General features: G+C 42.1%; 18 protein-coding genes and 1 pseudogene. 11 read left to right on the forward strand and 8 right to left on the reverse strand.

Features of this window, described 5'->3' with window-relative positions:
- Window positions 1–104 precede the first annotated feature (104 nt).
- Window positions 105–356, forward strand: a complete 252-nt coding sequence (locus tag BGC07_RS12740) for a hypothetical protein (RefSeq protein WP_069313417.1) — start codon at window positions 105–107, stop codon at window positions 354–356.
- Here BGC07_RS12740 and BGC07_RS12745 read toward each other — a convergent pair.
- Window positions 353–1,498, reverse strand: a complete 1,146-nt coding sequence (locus BGC07_RS12745; protein WP_069313418.1) for a hypothetical protein — start codon at window positions 1,496–1,498, stop codon at window positions 353–355. The genes BGC07_RS12740 and BGC07_RS12745 overlap by 4 nt on opposite strands.
- A gap of 160 nt (window positions 1,499–1,658) precedes the next feature.
- Here BGC07_RS12745 and miaB point away from each other — a divergent pair, with 160 nt between their 5' ends.
- The 5 genes from miaB (at window position 1,659) to lnt (ending at window position 6,994) form a co-directional block, all read left to right on the forward strand.
- Window positions 1,659–3,005: a tRNA (N6-isopentenyl adenosine(37)-C2)-methylthiotransferase MiaB gene (miaB, locus tag BGC07_RS12750; RefSeq protein WP_069313419.1), complete on the forward strand. Its 1,347-nt coding sequence runs from the start codon at window positions 1,659–1,661 to the stop codon at window positions 3,003–3,005.
- A 114-nt stretch (window positions 3,006–3,119) separates the two neighbouring features.
- Window positions 3,120–4,124 carry a PhoH family protein gene (locus tag BGC07_RS12755; protein WP_069313420.1) on the forward strand — a complete coding sequence of 335 codons (1,005 nt, stop codon included), beginning with the start codon at window positions 3,120–3,122 and terminating at the stop codon, window positions 4,122–4,124.
- The gene (ybeY, locus tag BGC07_RS12760) at window positions 4,114–4,605 is read left to right on the forward strand and encodes an rRNA maturation RNase YbeY (RefSeq protein WP_235603181.1); all 492 of its coding nucleotides are present in this window, start codon (window positions 4,114–4,116) and stop codon (window positions 4,603–4,605) included. Before BGC07_RS12755 ends, ybeY begins: the two co-directional genes overlap by 11 nt.
- Window positions 4,602–5,441, forward strand: a complete 840-nt coding sequence (locus tag BGC07_RS12765; RefSeq protein ID WP_069313421.1) for an HlyC/CorC family transporter — start codon at window positions 4,602–4,604, stop codon at window positions 5,439–5,441. Before ybeY ends, BGC07_RS12765 begins: the two co-directional genes overlap by 4 nt.
- 50 nt (window positions 5,442–5,491) lie before the next feature.
- Window positions 5,492–6,994, forward strand: a complete 1,503-nt coding sequence (lnt, locus tag BGC07_RS12770; protein WP_069313422.1) for an apolipoprotein N-acyltransferase — start codon at window positions 5,492–5,494, stop codon at window positions 6,992–6,994.
- 151 nt (window positions 6,995–7,145) lie between these two features.
- On the opposite strand, the gene BGC07_RS12775 is transcribed toward lnt, so the two are convergent.
- The 7 genes from BGC07_RS12775 to map all read right to left on the reverse strand — a co-directional run bounded on the left by BGC07_RS12775 (window position 7,146) and on the right by map (window position 13,531).
- Window positions 7,146–7,730 carry a heme NO-binding domain-containing protein gene (locus BGC07_RS12775; RefSeq protein WP_069313423.1) on the reverse strand — a complete coding sequence of 195 codons (585 nt, stop codon included), beginning with the start codon at window positions 7,728–7,730 and terminating at the stop codon, window positions 7,146–7,148.
- A 33-nt stretch (window positions 7,731–7,763) separates the two neighbouring features.
- Entirely contained in the window at window positions 7,764–8,048 is a 285-nt protein-coding gene (locus BGC07_RS12780) for a hypothetical protein (protein ID WP_139121695.1), read from the reverse strand.
- A gap of 234 nt (window positions 8,049–8,282) precedes the next feature.
- On the reverse strand, window positions 8,283–9,104 hold the full coding sequence (dapD, locus tag BGC07_RS12785) for a 2,3,4,5-tetrahydropyridine-2,6-dicarboxylate N-succinyltransferase (protein WP_069313425.1): 822 nt from the start codon (window positions 9,102–9,104) through the stop codon (window positions 8,283–8,285).
- Between the two features lie 2 nt (window positions 9,105–9,106).
- On the reverse strand, window positions 9,107–9,466 hold the full coding sequence (locus tag BGC07_RS22490; RefSeq protein ID WP_235603184.1) for an L-asparaginase family protein: 360 nt from the start codon (window positions 9,464–9,466) through the stop codon (window positions 9,107–9,109).
- 163 nt (window positions 9,467–9,629) lie between these two features.
- Complete coding sequence (locus BGC07_RS22495; RefSeq protein WP_235603186.1) at window positions 9,630–10,133, reverse strand: asparaginase domain-containing protein; 504 nt, start codon at window positions 10,131–10,133, stop codon at window positions 9,630–9,632.
- A complete protein-coding gene (glnD, locus tag BGC07_RS12795; RefSeq protein WP_069313426.1) occupies window positions 10,133–12,691 on the reverse strand; it encodes a [protein-PII] uridylyltransferase in 2,559 nt (852 codons plus the stop codon). The genes BGC07_RS22495 and glnD overlap by 1 nt, the downstream gene beginning before the upstream one ends.
- A gap of 30 nt (window positions 12,692–12,721) precedes the next feature.
- Entirely contained in the window at window positions 12,722–13,531 is an 810-nt protein-coding gene (gene map, locus BGC07_RS12800; protein ID WP_069313427.1) for a type I methionyl aminopeptidase, read from the reverse strand.
- Between the two features lie 393 nt (window positions 13,532–13,924).
- Here map and rpsB point away from each other — a divergent pair, with 393 nt between their 5' ends.
- The 5 genes and pseudogenes from rpsB to BGC07_RS12825 all read left to right on the forward strand — a co-directional run bounded on the left by rpsB (window position 13,925) and on the right by BGC07_RS12825 (window position 17,708).
- A complete protein-coding gene (gene rpsB / locus BGC07_RS12805) occupies window positions 13,925–14,677 on the forward strand; it encodes a 30S ribosomal protein S2 (protein WP_069313428.1) in 753 nt (250 codons plus the stop codon).
- A 107-nt stretch (window positions 14,678–14,784) separates the two neighbouring features.
- A complete protein-coding gene (gene tsf, locus BGC07_RS12810; protein WP_069313429.1) occupies window positions 14,785–15,663 on the forward strand; it encodes a translation elongation factor Ts in 879 nt (292 codons plus the stop codon).
- A gap of 3 nt (window positions 15,664–15,666) precedes the next feature.
- Window positions 15,667–16,405, forward strand: a pseudogene (gene pyrH / locus BGC07_RS12815) (UMP kinase).
- Between the two features lie 3 nt (window positions 16,406–16,408).
- The gene (gene frr / locus BGC07_RS12820; RefSeq protein WP_069313430.1) at window positions 16,409–16,966 is read left to right on the forward strand and encodes a ribosome recycling factor; all 558 of its coding nucleotides are present in this window, start codon (window positions 16,409–16,411) and stop codon (window positions 16,964–16,966) included.
- Window positions 16,967–16,982: 16 nt separating this feature from the next.
- Entirely contained in the window at window positions 16,983–17,708 is a 726-nt protein-coding gene (locus BGC07_RS12825; RefSeq protein WP_394332123.1) for an isoprenyl transferase, read from the forward strand.
- Window positions 17,709–17,714 lie beyond the last annotated feature (6 nt).

Genomic DNA, 17,714 nt, shown 5'->3' on the forward strand with positions numbered 1-17,714 from the left:
TTCCAAAACCCCGATCTTCTATGAGGTCGGGGTTTTTTATTATCTGAGCAAGATTTATAGTATACTGGCAAAGTGTTTTGATAGTTGTTTTCTACAGAGGTCGTATGCTAAAGCGATTACTATTCATTCCTGTTTTTCCATTGAGCCTATTTTTAGGGGTGGCGAGCGCAAGTGATTTAAGTGACGCAATTGCTTTATCAACAGTACAGACGGTTTTAGGCACAGGCTCGAAAATCATTGAGCGTAATCATGGTATCACTCCAGATAATCAAGCTAATAATCTCTCTATCAATAATAATCCATCAGTAAATAATTCAGATAACTCTCAAAAAGAAGACTTTGCTAATCTTAATTAATTCGATTTGTTTCTCTGTTTTTCAATAAGTTCTAAACGCTTTTCTTTGATTGCTCTACCAATTTGAGCGCCTTGCAAACCTTGTTTTATAAACTGGGCTGGGTTAATGTTTTCTGCAGATTGAATATAATTTTGTAATTCTTCTTTGTGACTAGTCTGATTAGCTTGATTTAAATCACAGGCGTGGGCAAAATGACTGAGAAGTTGAATTTGTCTAAAAGCATCAAGTTGATTGAGTAAATCTAAAATTTGTTCAGAATTTTGCTGAGAAAGTGAATAATAGATGGGATGTAATTGCGCGGTTTTTAAAATTAACTGACTAAATGATTTAGGAATGCGCAAACGTTCAATCATCTCATCAAGATCAGAGTGTTCTAAGTAATGGGTTGTTTTTAATGCACTAGCCAAACGAATATGTGATGCAGCATCTTGATTTAAACAACTTAAAAAGTGTAGCCACAGGTTGCACTTTTTCTCCCAAGCTGTTTTCTTTACTTGGTTAATTAAGGCGTGAATGTCGGGAAATAGAATTTCAAGCGCACCACATTGCTCAAGTGTGGAGAAGAAATAGCTTGGTGTTTTTTCACGTAAAGCTTTTAATGATTCTTGCCAAACACGTTCAGCAACAAGGGAGTCCACTTCGCCCGCTTTAACCATTTGTTGCATGAGTTTTAACGTTTCAGGGGCGATGCGAAAGCCAAGATGATGATAGCGAGCAAGAAAACGGGCAATGCGTAAAATACGGACTGGGTCTTCACGAAACGCCGGGCTGATATGACGCAATAGTTTGTTTTTTATGTCTTTTTGTCCATGATAGGGGTCGATGATTTGCCCTTGATGGTCTTTAGCCATCGCATTAATGGTTAAATCGCGGCGGATGAGGTCTTCTTCGAGGGTGACCTCAGGGTCGGCATGAACAGTAAAACCATGGTAGCCTTCAGCGGTTTTGCGCTCTGTGCGAGCGAGGGCGTATTCTTCTTTGGTTTTTGGGTGTAAAAATACCGGGAAGTCTTTACCGACAGGGCTATAACCTTGTGTTATCATTTGTTTTGGAGTGCTGCCAACGACGACCCAGTCTTTATCTCCCATTGGGTAGCCCAGTAACTCATCACGCACTGCGCCACCGACTAAGAATACTTTCACAAGGACCCCCTTAATTTAGCTTATTGTTATTTTTTAATTATACCCAAAGTGAAAATGGATATTGAGTAGATCCATAGTAATTTTTTTGTAGATTCTGGTATTCTGTAGCGTCTTTTAAGTGCATATTTTAGCGAATTTTTAGGGTGCGTTGGAGCGAGTAATGAGCAAAAAGCTATACATTCAAACTTATGGCTGTCAGATGAACGAATATGATTCGGCAAAGATGGCTGAACTACTCGGTGAAAGTGAAGGGTTTGTTAAAACTGACACGCCGGATGATGCTGATGTGCTGCTGGTCAATACGTGTTCCATACGTGAAAAAGCTCAAGAGAAAGTGTTTCATCAGTTAGGTCGTTGGCGCAAATTTAAAGAGAAAAACCCGAGTGTGATGATAGGTGTCGGTGGCTGTGTTGCCAGTCAAGAAGGCGAGAACATCGTCAAACGTGCGCCTTTTGTGGACTTAGTGTTTGGTCCACAGACTTTGCACCGTTTGCCAGAGATGATGGAAGAGTCTAAGAATGACCAGCGCTCTGTCGTCGATATTTCGTTTCCTGAAGTCGAAAAATTTGATAACTTGCCTGAGCCTAAGGCTGATGGACCAACGGCTTTTGTCTCGATTATGGAAGGGTGTAGCAAGTATTGCACTTTCTGTGTGGTGCCTTATACACGAGGGGATGAAATCTCTCGTCCATTGGATGATGTGCTCGCTGAAGTTGTTTCTTTGGCTGAGCAAGGTGTGCGTGAAATCAACTTTTTAGGACAAAATGTTAATGCTTATCGTGGTGTGATGCATGAGAGTGAAGAAAAGGCTGATTTAGCGATGTTAATTAGCTATACCGCAGCGATAGAAGGCATTGATCGCATTCGCTTTACGACCTCGCACCCTGTTGAGTTCACAGATAGCTTGATCGAAGCCTATGCCACTGTGCCTGAACTTGCCAGTTTCTTACACTTGCCGGTACAAGCCGGTTCTGATCGTATCTTGGCGGCGATGAAGCGCGGACATACGACTTTAGAATATAAGAGTAAAATCCGTAAGTTACGCAAGGCGCGCCCTGATTTGTGCTTATCGTCTGACTTTATTATTGGCTTTCCTGGTGAGACGGATAAAGACTTTGAGGATACGATGAATTTGATCGCTGAAATTGGTTTTGATAATTCGTTTAGCTTTATTTATAGCCGTCGTCCAGGTACCCCGGCTTCTGATCTTCCTGATGATATCCCGATGGAAGTAAAACAAGCGCGTTTAGAACGTTTGCAAGATCGTATTAAACAGCAGACCATGGCAATCAGCCGTCGCATGCTTGGCAGCACTCAAACAGTATTGGTGACAGGGGTGTCTAAGAAAAACCCTAATGAATTACAAGGGCGTACAGAGAATAACCGCGTTGTGAATTTTGTTGCCCCAGAAAGTGCGATTGGTGGCTTTGCTGATGTGAAGGTGACTGAGGTGCTCGGTTTTTCTTTGCGTGGAGAACTTGTTTCTTTAGAAAATAAACTAAACTAAATATGTAGAGGCACACTCTAATTAAGAAAGTGACAAGGGCTTGATTGTTCATTGAAAAAGTCGGTATTCTTAGGGTAGAGTGTGGGTTACAACGTTAATATAAAGCGGAAATTATTGGATACACAGTTAGAAAGTAGTCGATTAGAGCTTGTTCCTGAAGACAATCGGCGGTTAGCGGAAGTTTGCGGTCAATGTGATGAGCACTTGCGCCAGATCGAGCAACGCCTGGGCGTTGAAATTAGCAGTCGCGGTAATATCTTTCAAATCATTGGCTATAAAAAGCCGGTTCGTGTCGCTGAGCGCATTATTCAATCTCTTTATTCAGATGCAGAAAAGCTAGGCAGTTTGGATCCTGGTCAAGTGCATCTCTATTTGCAAGAAGAAAGCAATGATCTTGTCGAAAGCAAGGGATCCACTGAGGCGATTGAGTATGATGATGGTTTGGTGATTCATACGCGCAAATTGCAAATTAAGCCTCGTGGTAAAAATCAAAGTTACTATATCCAAAATATTAATAATCATGATATTAATTTTGGCGTTGGCCCTGCTGGAACGGGTAAAACCTATTTAGCCGTTGCCTGTGCTGTGCGTGCTCTAGAAATGGGCAAAGTGAAGCGTATTTTACTCACTCGCCCTGCGGTAGAAGCCGGTGAGAGCTTAGGCTTCTTGCCGGGTGATTTAGCGCAGAAAGTCGATCCTTACCTACGGCCACTTTATGATGCTTTATATGAAATGCTCGGTATAGAACAGGTGGATAAACTCATTAGCCGCAATGTGATTGAAGTTGCGCCTTTAGCTTATATGCGTGGACGGACGTTGAATGATGCCTTTGTCATTCTTGATGAGAGTCAAAATACCACAGCAGAGCAGATGAAAATGTTTTTAACTCGTTTGGGTTTTGGCACAAAAGCGGTGATTACTGGCGATATTACGCAAGTAGATCTGCCAAGAGGGAAAATGTCAGGCTTAAAGCATGCGATAGAAGTGCTCTCTGATGTTGCTGGGATTAGTTTTACTTTTTTAAGAGCGCGTGATGTGGTGCGTCACCCATTAGTGCAACGTGTTGTTGAAGCGTATGATAGTCATGATGCAGAGCGAGACCGAAAGCATGGATCTTGAAATAGAGTTTCAAAATATGTTGGCGAGCGATGATGATGCCAGCTTGAAAGACTTGCCTAGCGAAGAAAAAATGACAAGCTGGATAAAACAAGTGTTGCAAAAAAATCAGCGTAATCAAGCTGAATTGTGTGTACGTATTGTCGCAGAAGGCGAGATCCAGGACTTAAATGCGACCTATCGTCAGAAAAATAAGCCAACCAATGTATTGTCTTTTCCGGCAGAATTACCCGAGGAGATAAAGTCACCGCTATTGGGTGATATTGTTATTTGCAAAGCAATCGTCGAGCAAGAAGCGGTTGTGCAAGAAAAATCACTAGAAGCTCATTGGGCGCATATGTTAGTTCATGGTGTGCTGCATTTATTAGGCTTTGATCATATCGATGATAAAGAAGCTGAAGCTATGGAAGCATTAGAGATTGATATTCTAATGCAACTTGGCTACTCAAATCCCTACCAACAGAAGGAAGTACCTCCCTTATGAACGATGACCCCGGCAGTAGTCACTCGAGCCGCTCTTGGTTAGACCGCTTAGGTCTAGGATTTTTAGGAGAACCTAAAGATCGAGAAGATTTGCTCGAGATGTTAAAAGATTCCGTTGACCGTAAACTCATTGATTTAGACACGATGACCATGATAGAAGGCGTTTTGCAGATTTCTGAAATGCAAGTTCGCGATATTATGGTGCCTAGAGGGCAAGTTGTTGTCGTTGATCATGATGCTAAGCCTGATGATTTTTTACCGACGATTATTAAGTCGTCACACTCACGTTTTCCTGTGATCGGCGAAAATAAAGATGAGGTCATTGGCTTATTGCTCGCGAAAGATTTATTGCCTTATTGTTTTTGTAAGCAAGAGGATATAGAGCTTGCGAAATTATTACGGCCTGTGCTCTTTGTGCCTGAAAGTATTCGTTTGGATGCCTTACTCAGTAAGTTTCGTAGTACGCGCAATCATATTGCCATTGTCATTGATGAATATGGTGGTGTAGCTGGCATTGCGACGATTGAGGACATCTTAGAAGAAATCGTGGGAGAGATTGAAGACGAGCATGATGCGGTGCCTGATGAGCTGATTAAGCAGCAAGCTGAAAATCGCTATTTAATTCGCGCGCTCACACCCATTGATGATTTTAATGATTTTTTCAAGACTGAGCTTGATGATGAAGAGTTTGATACCGTCGGTGGCTTGGTTACCCATCAGTTTGGTTATTTGCCGCAAAAAGGTGAGTCTGTGGTGATTGAGCAATACCAATTTACGGTATTAAGTACGTCGGGCCGTCGAATTCAACTATTACAGGCAGAACCTGCAAAAAATTAAAATCAGTGTACAATTGAGAGATTATGCAACTGATACAGGCAAATGTTTGAGTGGGATTTTTGAGTTTTAAACGTTGGGGTGGTGATGGGCTTGCCTTACTCGGGGGTGTTTTAGGCACCTTGAGCATGGCACCCTTTAACCTCAGCTATTTGGCGATTATTTCTGCCTTCTTATTTATTTTTACTTTGAGTCATATTCATTTTCGCCGTGCGATGTGGCGTGGTTGGTTATATGGCTTAGGGCTGTTTTTAACAGGTAGCAGCTGGGTTTATGTGAGTATTGCCACTTATAGCGAAGCGGGTGTGGTTGGTGCGGCGGCGCTTGCTTTATTATTTGCTAGCATTCTGGCATTAACTTCTTTGACTAAAAGTATTTTGATTCGCCGCTTTTTTAATTTGCGTTCTCCTTTAGTTTTACTTACGGCCGTACCGGCCATTTGGGTGTTGATTGATTGGATACAAAGTTGGTTATTTACCGGATTTCCTTGGCTTTATTTGGGTTATAGTCAACTTGCAACACCTTTAGCTGGATTTGCTCCGATTTTAAGCGTCTATGGTGTGACTTTGGCGGTTGTGCTATCAGCAACTTTGCTCATATTAATTATCCGTGGGCCAAATAATTGGCGTTATTTATCAATTGCCGGGTTAATTATTTTATTTGCTTTTGGTGCGGTTTTGAAAAAAGTGCCCTGGACACAGCCTGATAGTAAGCCATTTAGTGTCGGTTTAGTGCAGGGTAATGTGACAATGTCGATGAAGTGGAACCCCGATCAATTATTAAAAAACATTGAGCATTACCAACGATTATCTAAGCCGCTTCTTGATAATAATATTCGTTTAATTATCTGGCCTGAAACGGCAGTGCCTGTGTTAGCCCATCAAATTCCGACGATACTCGCAGACTTTAATAAGCAAGCTAAAGCGAAAAATGCCGGCTTAGTCTTTGGTATTCCCTTGCAATTTCGCGGTCAATTTTTTAATAGTATGCTCGGGGTGGGTGATGCGCGCGGTGTCTATATGAAGCGCCATTTAGTGCCTTTTGGCGAGTATTGGCCGAGCTGGTCTGAGTTTTTTGGCCGTTGGTTGGATTTGCCAATGTCAGATTTTACCGCAGGTCAAGATGATCAGAAGCTCATGCGCCTTGGTAAAATACCCTTTATTTCTTTAATTTGTTATGAAGTGGGGTTCCCTGAGTTAGTACGAGAGGGGTTGCCTTGGGGTGGGTTTATCGTCTCAGTAAGTGATTCAAGTTGGTTTGGTCATAGTATTGCAAAATATCAGATGTTAGAGATGGCAAGAATGCGCGCCCTTGAAACCGGTCGTTATTTTTTAAATGTCGATAATAGTGGTGTGACTGCAGTTATTAGCCCTGTGGGTAAAATTTTAAATGAAGCAAAGCCTGATCGACCTGAAGTGATTACCAGTGAAATTACCAGCATGCAAGGCACAACACCTTGGGTGAGTGATGGCATTCACTTAATTGGCTTAGTTGTTTTATTATTGATTGCTGTAGCGGTATTTATTCAGACACGCAGTAAAGAGTTTGATAAGTAAAGTATTAATGTTTAATACTTTACTTTTGTCTGGTTAATTATAAAGTTTAATTTTTTCATTAATAAAGCTCTTAAAGCAATTAATTTTTGCTAGTGTTGCATCTTCTTGTCGATAGAATATATGGGCCATTAAAGTTAAAGGTTCATTGACATTAAATCTCAGACTCTATAGCTATAGAAATTACACAATGGCTATTATTATCCAGCATACAAGGGGTATGACTGAATTGGCCCTTTTTAGAGAAGTGCTTAGATGCGGCAACAATGACTCCTTCTATAACTTTGCATAATTTTCTAGGAGATTGATAGGTTACTGAATATGAGTGTGGTTGAATTTCTTTAAAGGCAATTTTTGGTAAATCGCCTTGTGGAATAATTGAGCGAAGTTCCTTGTGAACTAATGACTCTAAATGCACTAAAAACTGTCTAAAGCTGTCACCTTTATAGCCAAAATTTTTTTTATAATGCCTAAATAAATAAGGGAAAATATGTTCGCCAAACAGTAGCATCATGTCTAAAAAAGGTCGCCCGGTTAATTTAGACAGGTCGCGAATAATGTCCAACATTCTAGTATCAATATCGCTCTTACTGCCGATAAGGTAGTCAGTAAGAGAGTCGTTCAGGTTCATTTTTTTTAAAGTTTCTTCGCGGAAATTGTCTTCAATAAACTTTAGAAATATATCTGGAAGATGACTATCTATCGTATTAATAATATCAACCTGTTCATAATTTAGCACAATAACGAATAGTTATTATTATAGTAATAGAAATTAAAGATTTTTGACAATGCCATAAGTATATGTCATTGATTCCGATGGTTTTTGCTCTGTAAATCGAGCACTTGATAAATAGGATGAAAGGTTAAGGGATTTGTAGCCTTCTTGATAAGAGTGATAAATGTAGTCGACCACGGTTTCAGCAGCCTTTATATGCTCACTACCGAGTCTGAGAAATTTATCTTCATTTGTCCCATGGAAAGTGAGAAGGTCTTGCTTAACCGATACCCTGATTGATTTACTAAAATCAATCACTTCCCCTTGGTAGATGATTAGCATAGCACAACCTTGCATGTTCTCATGCATCGCCCTTTCTACGGTTAGAGAAAAAAATATAAAAAAAGTTTCCTGCTAGAGCGAGCGCCCTATAAATGCTGTAATAAACTTAACAGTGAATGCAATGTCGCCGAGCTTTATTAACTGATTGCTCTTGGTTGTTTAAAAGAGAGGCGGTTGTGTATTGCTTTGAAGAAGGTGGGGAAAAGCCGTATCAATACGGCTTAATTTTATCTGTTATATGGTGCGCAATAATTCATTAATGCTGGTTTTCGAGCGTGTTTTTGCATCGACACGTTTAACGATGACGGCACAATTGAGGTGGCAGCGTCCTTCTTTGGAAGGTAGGCTGCCCGCAACAACAACCGAACCGCTGGGAACACGGCCATAGTAAATCTCATCGTTTTCACGATCATAGATTTTTGTGCTTTGGCTGATAAATACACCCATACCAATCACTGAATTTTCTTCAACGATGGCGCCTTCAACGATTTCAGAACGTGCGCCAATAAAGCAATTATCTTCAATAATTGTTGGTGTGGCTTGTAACGGTTCGAGTACGCCACCGATACCAACACCACCAGAGAGGTGGACGTTTTTACCAATTTGTGCACAAGAGCCGACAGTCGCCCAAGTATCGACCATGGTTCCTGAGTCAATATAAGCGCCGATATTGACATAACTTGGCATGAGTACGCTGTTAGGAGCGATATAGGCACCACGACGCGCAGTGGCTGGTGGGACGATACGCACGCCTTGTTGCTCATAGTCATGCTCGCTATAATTTTGATATTTTAGCGGAACTTTATCGTAAAACTGTTGACGTTGATTGTTAATGATCTGGTTTTCGCTGGTGACAAAGGAGAGTAAAACCGCTTTTTTCAGCCACTCATGGGTGTGCCACTTGCCATTAATTTTTTCGGCAACCCGTAAGCTGCCCTGATCAAGCTGTTTGATCGTTTCTTCGATAGCCGCTTGTTCATGGCTTTGTAAGTCGCTTGCCTTTAAATGGGAGCGTCGCTCGAACAAATCATTAATTGTAGATTCCAGTTGAGTCATATTTATAGCACCTTTTCTTCAGTCAGTTCGCCGCGTAAATTCTGAGCCATTTTGGCTTTAATGTCTGTGATATCTTGATGGCTGCTAAATAACCAAGAAAGCTTGGTCAGCGCAGCCTCTGGCGTCATATCATAACCACTAATCACACCGGCATCGAGTAAAGCATGGCCGGTGCTATAATTTTGCATTTTCACGGAGCCTTGTAAACATTGTGTGCAGTTGACGATGACAATGCCACGGTCGTTTGCTTGCTGTAAGGCGCTTAAGAAAGATGGATTTTGATTAGGGGCATTGCCTGTGCCATAACTTTCTAAAATAATACCGTTAATCTCTTGGGCCAGGACATGCTCTAAAATAGTCATCGAAAAACCAGGAAACAAGCGAAAAGCGGCGATTTTCGCGTCATGCCAGTCAGGCAGTTTTATAGAAATATCGGAAGAGGGAAGAATAAGGTGATCCCTGATCTTTATATCAATACCAATTTCAGCTAAAGGGGGGAAATTGGGTGAGCGAAAGGCACTTAGTCTATCTGCATAGGATTTTTTGACTGCGATTGCCGCGCAGTAAGTAATTATTAAAGTATAAGCAGACCTCAGGGATTGGGTGATGGTTGGCAATAAGCAGAGAATCGATAATATTACGAGCAGCATCGTTGCGAATTTGGCCGATGGGAATTTGTGAGCCGGTGACAATTACTGGCTTATTTAAATAAGGTAGTAAGAATGAAAGTGCAGAGGCTGTATAGGACATGGTATCTGTACCATGCAAAATAACAAAACCGTCATATTTGTTGTAATTTGCTAGAATATCCTTGGCAATGCTTACCCAGTCTTGAGGGGTTGCATTGGACGAATCAATCAGGTTTTCGTACTCATTAAGTACATAGTTCGGCATTTTTTCATGAGCAATTGCTGGAAGCTGAGCCACTTGTTTGGCGAGAAAGCCTGGAAAAGAAGTAAAGCCTTGTTTTGTCGGCTGCATGCCTATGGTGCCACCGGTATACGCAATATAAATTGTTTTTTTTGTCATTACGATGATTCCTGAATTTTATCAAAATGGTAACACAGACTCTGTTCTATTTTTGCAAGAAGCTGTTTATCGTCTATGGTTTGGCGTTCTTGGTCGGTGATATAGAGGGTATCTTCAACACGTTCACCAAAGGTGCTAATTTTGGCGTTGTGAATGACGAGATTATGTTGTGAAAGTGTTAAGCCAATATAGGCAAGTAACGAGGGTTGGTCTCGGGTGATGAGTTTTAATGCCGTCATGCCAGAGGGTGTGACTTGAAAGCTAACCTTGCTGGGGACTCGAAAATGGCTGAGCCTGGCATTAGCGCGGCGTTTAACCAGCTTTGGAAGTTCCTGGTTTGCAATCGCGCAACTGAGTTGTTGTTGAATTTCTTCTAAGCGCAGCTGACCTTCTGGAGGGGTATTATCCTGCTCGAAAATTACATAGTGATGTAAGCTATAACCATTTAGTGTCGTGCTTAATACTGCGTCATTAACACTGATATTCAGCCGATCGAGCGCATTAACGATTCGAGTAAATAAATGTTCACTGTCTTGACAATAAATAAACACGCGGGTGATGCTAGGGTATCCGCTGTGTTGGAACTCAATAATGGGCAAATCAGTATGGGTTAAAACAAGCGTGGTGTGCCAAGCAATACTTTGGGCTGAGTTTTTAATAAAGTGGTCGTTGTGCCAATATTGCCAAAGGTCGAGTACTTGTTGAGAGGTAAATTGTTCCATGTCCATTAGGGCCAGGGCATCGGCTTGGTTTTCTTGAATTTGTTCGGCAATAAAATGATGAGTATCACCACGTTTTAACGCCTCTTTTGTCGCAAGATAAAGATTTTTGAGTAAGGTTTCTTTCCAACTGTTCCAAAGTTTTGGGTTGGTGCCTTGAATATCGGCAACAGTTAAAACATATAAATGATTTAAGTGGGTAATGTCTCTGACCTTATTGGCAAATTCATTAATGACGCTCGGGTCTTGTATGTCTTTGGTTTGCGCGGTTTGTGACATGAGTAAATGATGTAAGACCAGCCAGTGGATTAAGCGTGTTTGATAAGGAGAATAGCCATGTGTTTGGCAAAACTCATGGGCATCGACAGCACCTTGTTCAGAGTGCTGGCCACCGCGGCCCTTTGCGATATCATGGAAAAATGCCGCGGTATAGATAATACAAGGGTCCCCGAGCGTCTGACTGATACGTTCATAGTGTAAGCGCTTATTAACCTCCGTATCACGAAATTTTTCGATATTTTGCATAACAAATAGGGTGTGAGTGTCCACGGTATAACTGTGGAATAAGCTGTATTGCATTTGACCGACAATGGCCCCAAAAATAGCTAAATAAGCACCGATAATGCCAAAGCGGTTCATGGCGCGTAATGTGCTTGGATATTGTAATAATTCAGTGAATAAGCGTTGATGATGTTTATTATTACGATAACTTTCATTGATCAAAGAGATGCTTTCCATCAGTGCTTTACTGGTTTGTGCATCAAGATCGATAAGATCCGTTTGTTTGGCGAGGAAAAGGAAAATTTCTAAAATAAGCTCAGGTTGTTTTTTAAAGCTATAGCCATCGGCAAGGCCAATATAGTGCCCGGTTTTGATAAAAGGTGTGCTGGGAATTACTCGGCTTTTTGCCTTAGAAAAGGATTGTTCAAATTGGCGCATTAGGATGATAAAAAGTAGACGCAAATCAGCAGCATGACGAAAGTAATTTTGCATCATTGCACTTGCCGCATTGTTGCTAGATTTCCCCTGAAAACCCAGAAATTCAGCAAGTTTAGGCTGATGGTCGAATAATAAGCGGTTTTCTTTTTGATTACAGCTAAGGTGCAAGCCTAGCCTAATTTGTGCAAAAAACTTCTGAGCTTGAATGAGCTTACGGTATTCTAATCGCGTGACAAGTTTGCGTTTATACAGGTTAATCAGGTGAATATCACCAAAGTGGTGGAGTAATAACCAGCGCAGCGTGTCTAGGTCACGCAAGCCGCCTGGGCTATTTTTAATGTCTGGCTCTAGGTTATAAACCGTGTTTTGAAAATGTTGATACCGCTTTAGGCTTTCTTGTTGCTTCTCTTTAAAAAAAGCCTGTTTGGACCAGATTTTGAGTGCTTGTGCCTTTTGCTGTAATTGTTCAAAAAGCTGGCTATCACCATTGAGGCAGCGTGTTTCTAAAATGCTAGTAAAAAATACTGCATCTTTGCTGCAATCTTTAAGACACTCTTCTAAGGTGCGAACACTGTGGCGGATTTCCAGTCCAGCATCCCAGCATTGTGTTAAAAATGAACTGATCTGACTTTGATACTCATGAGTTGGTTTTTTGGTTAAGATGAGCACATCAATGTCAGAGTAAGGGTAGAGTGTGCCGCGGCCATAGCCTCCGGTGGCAATAAGTGCACAGTGATCTAATTTAGGCCAGGCTTGATTGAGAATGCGGTCGATGGTTTTAGCGCGCTGGCGCAATAGTTGATAGGACCGCTGTGGCGCTTGTTGCAAAACAACTTTTTGCTTCTCGTTTAAGGTAAGTAGTTTCTCACGTGTTTGTCGTACCCACGCCACTGCATCCATAAATCGGTCCTGTGATTTGAAGGTATACTTTTAAGTTAGATAAAGCGTTTGCTCTTGCTCACGTTGCGTTAAAATTTCAACACCATTGGCGGTGACTAATAAGGTATGTTCCCATTGTGCTGAGAGCGAGCGATCTTTGGTTTTTACGGTCCAACCGTCATTTAGGGTTTTTAGCTGATGTTTACCCATATTAATCATCGGTTCTATCGTAAAGGTCATGCCTTCTTCGATAATAACGTCTTTGATTTGAGCGTCGTCATAGTGAACGACTTGGGGTTCCTCATGGAAAACAGCACCAATACCATGACCGCAATACTCACGAACCACCGAATAATTTGCTTGCTCGGCATGGGCTTGAATGATGCGACCGATTGCCTTTAGGCTGGCTCCGGGTTTGACTTCGGCAATGCCCTTAAATAAGCACTCACGGGTGATTTGAATGAGGCGCTCACGGGCTTGGTATTGAGGGGTTTGCTTTTCTTTATCACTAAAGTTGCCAATATGGAACATCATGCTGGTATCACCATGATAGCCATCTTTGATCACGGTAATATCAATGTTGAGGATATCGCCTTTTTTAAGCTTACGATCTCCTGGGATACCATGGCAGATAACATCATTAATTGACGTACAGATGGACTTTGGAAAGCCGTGATAGTTCAGTGGCGCAGGAATGGCTTGTTGTTTTTCAGTAATGTATTTGTGGCAGATTTGATCGAGTTCGCCTGTGGTAACACCTGGCACTACATGGGGTGTAATCATTGTCAGCACTTCTGCGGCTAGACGTCCTGCGATACGCATTTTTTCAATTTCGTCGTTGGTCTTAATTTTAATCGTCATAGTTGTTCGTGCTCTTTGCTGCTTGAATCATGTGTTTTTATAGTGTGTGATATCGTTTATTAAGTTATGTCGTCTGCATCGTGCCATTAGTGTAATAGATCAAAGGCTACGGCACCATAGATCATGGTGAATTTTGTTGTTTTGGGCTGTTATCTCTATGTAGTTAACATCAGCTTTAAATTTGAGCGCCCTATATTAAAACTCATGCGAAATCCAAGAGACCGAATACATTGTCTTTGCTAATGATTTATGGTATAAAATGGCGCTGCAAGGGTGTTTTTGCCCTAGCAGATTTTTAACGACACACACATGCTAGATACTATATCTCGGGTGCCTAAGGGTTGAAATATAGGGCGTGTGGAGGTTTAACCCTTTGAAATTTTAGGAGAAGTCATGGCTACAGTGACCATGCGTGAAATGCTACAAGCCGGAGTACACTTCGGACACAAAACTCGTTTTTGGAACCCAAAAATGAAACGCTTCATCTTCGGTGAGCGTAACAATATTCATATCATCAATTTAGAAAAAAGCTTACCGCTTTACAAAGATGCAGTGAACTTCGTTAGCAAGCTTGCTTCTCAAAAAGGTAAAGTTCTTTTTGTTGGCACAAAGCGTGCGGCATCTAACATCATTCGTGAAGAAGCACAGCGTTGTGGCATGCCATACGTTGATCACCGTTGGTTAGGTGGTATGTTGACGAACTACAAAACTGTTCGCCAATCAATCAAGCGCTTAAAAGAATTACAAGGCCAAGCGGCTGATGGTACTTTCGAGCGTGTAACGAAAAAAGAAGCACTGACATTACAACGTGAAATGGACAAACTAGAGCGCAGCTTGGGTGGAATCCAAAACATGGCGGGTCTTCCTGATGCGATTTTCGTTCTTGATGTTGGTCATGAGAAAATTTCGATTGCTGAAGCGAAAAAATTAGGTATTCCTGTCATTGGTGTCGTTGATACTAATAATAGCCCTGATAATGTTGACTATGTCATTCCGGGTAATGATGATGCGATTCGTTCTATCCAGTTCTATGCACAAGGAATGGCTGATACTATTCTTGAAGCACGTGAAGTTGCAAAAATTGCTGCGACTAAAGGTGATGAATTCGTAGAAGTTACAGGCGAAGAAGCGAAAAAAGACGCATAAGCCTTAGGGTGAGCGAATTTCGCTGAGTTTGATTTCAAAGAGGGGGCTTATTTTAGGACCCCTCTTTTTCGTTAAATAATTGAGTAATCTAAAGAGGAATTAAGACGATGGCAATTACTGCTGCAATGGTTAAAGAATTACGTGAACGTACAGGTGCTGGCATGATGGAGTGCAAAAAAGCACTTTCTGCGACAGGAGGTGATATTGAAGCGGCAATCGAAGAGATGCGCAAATCAGGCGCTGCTAAAGCAGTGAAAAAAGCGGGCCGTGTGGCGGCAGAAGGCGTGATCATCATTAAAGCCTCTGCTGACAACAAAAAAGTTGCAGTGACGGAAGTTAATTGTGAGACTGACTTTGTTGCGCGTGATGCAAGCTTCTTAGCATTTGCAAATGAAATTGGTGAGTTAGTGTTAGAGCAAGGCTTAACTGATGTTGCTGCATTAGGTGACGTTAAAGTGGCTGATGGCCAAACGGTTGAAGAGAAGCGTACGGCACTTGTGGCTAAAATCGGTGAAAATATCTCTGTGCGCCGCGCTCAAATCATCGAAAGTAATGGTGTGATTGGTGCGTATACACACGGTGCGCGTATTGGTGTTGCCGTTGAGCTTGAAGATGGTGATGCCGAGCTTGCTAAGCAAGTGGCGATGCATGTTGCAGCCTCTAATCCAATGGTGGTTAACCCAGAAGACATGCCGGCTGAAGTGGTAGAAAAAGAAAAAGAAATCATCAAAGCGCAACCTGATATGGCAGGTAAGCCTGAAAACATCGTTGAAAAAATGATGGGTGGTCGTATTAATAAGTTTCTAGCGGAAAACGCCTTAGTCGGTCAGCCGTTTGTGATTGATCCTAATGTGAAAGTGGGCCAATACCTAAAAGAGCGTGGCACGAAGGTTCTTGGTTTTGTGCGCTTTGAAGTCGGTGAAGGCATCGAGAAGAAAGAAGACGATTTTGCTGCAGAAGTGATGAAAACTGTCCAAGGAGGCTAATCCATGACAGCAGAGACATCACAAGCGCTGAAATATCAGCGTGTTCTATTGAAATTGAGCGGTGAATCTTTGATGGGGACAAATCCGGCAGGGATTTCACCGAGGACAATAGAACGTTTTGCCCATGAAATTAAGCAAGTGATGGCTTTGGGGGTGCAGGTCGGTTTGGTGATTGGAGGAGGCAATTTCTTGCGAGGAGTTGCCCTTTCTGAAGCCGGCCTGAGCCGTGTGACCGGTGATCATATGGGAATGCTGGCAACAGTGATCAATGCGTTGGCAATGCGTGATGTGTTAGAGCGCATTGATGTGCCGGCGCGGATTATGTCAGCGATTCCTATGAGCGGTTTGGTCGATCATTATGATCGTCGTAAGGCAATGCACCACTTGTCCGAAGGACGAGCGGTGACTTTTTGCTGCTGGAACAGGTAACCCGCTGGTCACAACAGACTCGGCAGCAAGCTTGCGTGGTATTGAAGTTGAAGCTGATCTGCTATTAAAAGCGACACGTGTTGATGGTGTGTATACTGCAGACCCTGAAAAAGATCCAAAGGCAAAGCGCTATTCGTTTTTAAGCTATGAAGAAGCCTTGAAAAAAGAGCTAGGGGTGATGGATTTAGCGGCTTTTTGCCAATGTCGTGATCACCAGTTGCCAATTCGAGTCTTTAATATTTTTAAGGAAAAATCTCTTCTTCGTGTTATTTTAGGTGAAGATGAAGGTACGCTAGTCAGTGGTGGAGAATAAAAAGTGATAGAGCAAATAATTGAAGATGCCCAAGCGCGCATGGAAAAAAGCTTGGATGCATTGCGTGATAATTTAGCGAAAATTCGTACAGGCCGTGCACATCCTAGTCTACTAGAGCATATTACTGTGGATTATTATGGCAGCGATACGCCATTGAGCCAGGTTGCTAATGTGACTATTGCTGATGCGCGAACCTTGCAGGTTGTGCCCTGGGAGAAAACCATGGTTGCCGCCGTAGAAAAAGCAATTATGACCTCGGATTTGGGTTTAAACCCCGCATCAGCCGGTCAAGTGATTCGTGTGCCGTTACCACCATTAACAGAAGAGCGCCGTCGTGATCTTGTGAAGATTGTTAAAGGTGAAGCTGAAAATGCACGTGTTGCGATTCGCAATATTCGTCGTGATGCGAACAATCGTTTTAAAGATTTGCTTAAGCAAAAAGAGATGAGTGAAGATGATGAGCGTCGTGCTCAAGATCGCGTGCAGAAAGTAACGGATAAATTCATTAATGATGTTGAATCTACGATTCAGGTCAAAGAAAAAGAACTGATAGAGATTTAAAGGATAGATGAGCTCCATGAACGCTGAGGTGATTCCAAAACATATCGCAATTATTATGGACGGTAATGGTCGTTGGGCAACCTCTCGAAAGCTGCCTCGTGCCGCAGGTCATCGCGCCGGCGCTGAGACAGTACGCCGTATTGTCAAAGCGAGTGCTGAACGTGGTATTGAGGCATTAACTTTGTTTGCTTTTAGTAGCGAGAATTGGAATCGCCCTGAGCGTGAAGTTAAGTTGATCATGGAGCTATTTTCTTGGACATTGAGCCGAGAGTTAAAACGTTTACAAAATGCCAATATCCGCTTGGAATTTATTGGTGATTTATCGGCGCTATCTGAAAAATTACGTAAGAAATTATTGGCGGGTGCTGAGAAAACCGCTGAAAATACGGGTATGAAATTGGTTGTTGCGGTGAATTATGGCGGCCGTTGGGACATTACTAATGCGACTTTGAAAATAGCACGCGCTGTGCAGTTGGGTGATTTAACCACTGAGAGTATTAATGAACAGATGCTTTCAGAGTATCTTTCAACAGCACACCTTCCTGACCCTGATCTTTTTATTCGCACCAGCGGCGAGTTGCGCATTAGTAATTTTTTAATGTGGCAGTTGGCTTATACTGAGCTTTATTTTGCCGATGTCCACTGGCCGGACTTTGATGAGGCCGAATTGGATAAAGCGATTACAGATTTTTCGAATCGACAACGACGTTTTGGCAAGACGCCAGAGCAAATCGGTGAGTAATTAAAC

It is taken from the genome of Piscirickettsia litoralis (assembly GCF_001720395.1).
Classification (GTDB): Bacteria; Pseudomonadota; Gammaproteobacteria; order Piscirickettsiales; family Piscirickettsiaceae; genus Piscirickettsia; species Piscirickettsia litoralis.

Coding starts and splice junctions, on each gene's coding strand:
- ybeY (WP_235603181.1), top strand. CDS start 4,114: ATGGATCTTGAAATAGAGTTTCAAAATATGTTGGCGAGCGATGATGAT.
- BGC07_RS12740 (WP_069313417.1), top strand. CDS start 105: ATGCTAAAGCGATTACTATTCATTCCTGTTTTTCCATTGAGCCTATTT.
- BGC07_RS22495 (WP_235603186.1), bottom strand. CDS start 10,133: ATGACAAAAAAAACAATTTATATTGCGTATACCGGTGGCACCATAGGC.
- BGC07_RS12780 (WP_139121695.1), bottom strand. CDS start 8,048: ATGCTAATCATCTACCAAGGGGAAGTGATTGATTTTAGTAAATCAATC.
- miaB (WP_069313419.1), top strand. CDS start 1,659: ATGAGCAAAAAGCTATACATTCAAACTTATGGCTGTCAGATGAACGAA.
- BGC07_RS22490 (WP_235603184.1), bottom strand. CDS start 9,466: ATGACTATTTTAGAGCATGTCCTGGCCCAAGAGATTAACGGTATTATT.
- BGC07_RS12765 (WP_069313421.1), top strand. CDS start 4,602: ATGAACGATGACCCCGGCAGTAGTCACTCGAGCCGCTCTTGGTTAGAC.
- map (WP_069313427.1), bottom strand. CDS start 13,531: ATGACGATTAAAATTAAGACCAACGACGAAATTGAAAAAATGCGTATC.
- tsf (WP_069313429.1), top strand. CDS start 14,785: ATGGCAATTACTGCTGCAATGGTTAAAGAATTACGTGAACGTACAGGT.
- BGC07_RS12825 (WP_394332123.1), top strand. CDS start 16,983: ATGAACGCTGAGGTGATTCCAAAACATATCGCAATTATTATGGACGGT.
- rpsB (WP_069313428.1), top strand. CDS start 13,925: ATGGCTACAGTGACCATGCGTGAAATGCTACAAGCCGGAGTACACTTC.
- dapD (WP_069313425.1), bottom strand. CDS start 9,104: ATGACTCAACTGGAATCTACAATTAATGATTTGTTCGAGCGACGCTCC.
- glnD (WP_069313426.1), bottom strand. CDS start 12,691: ATGGATGCAGTGGCGTGGGTACGACAAACACGTGAGAAACTACTTACC.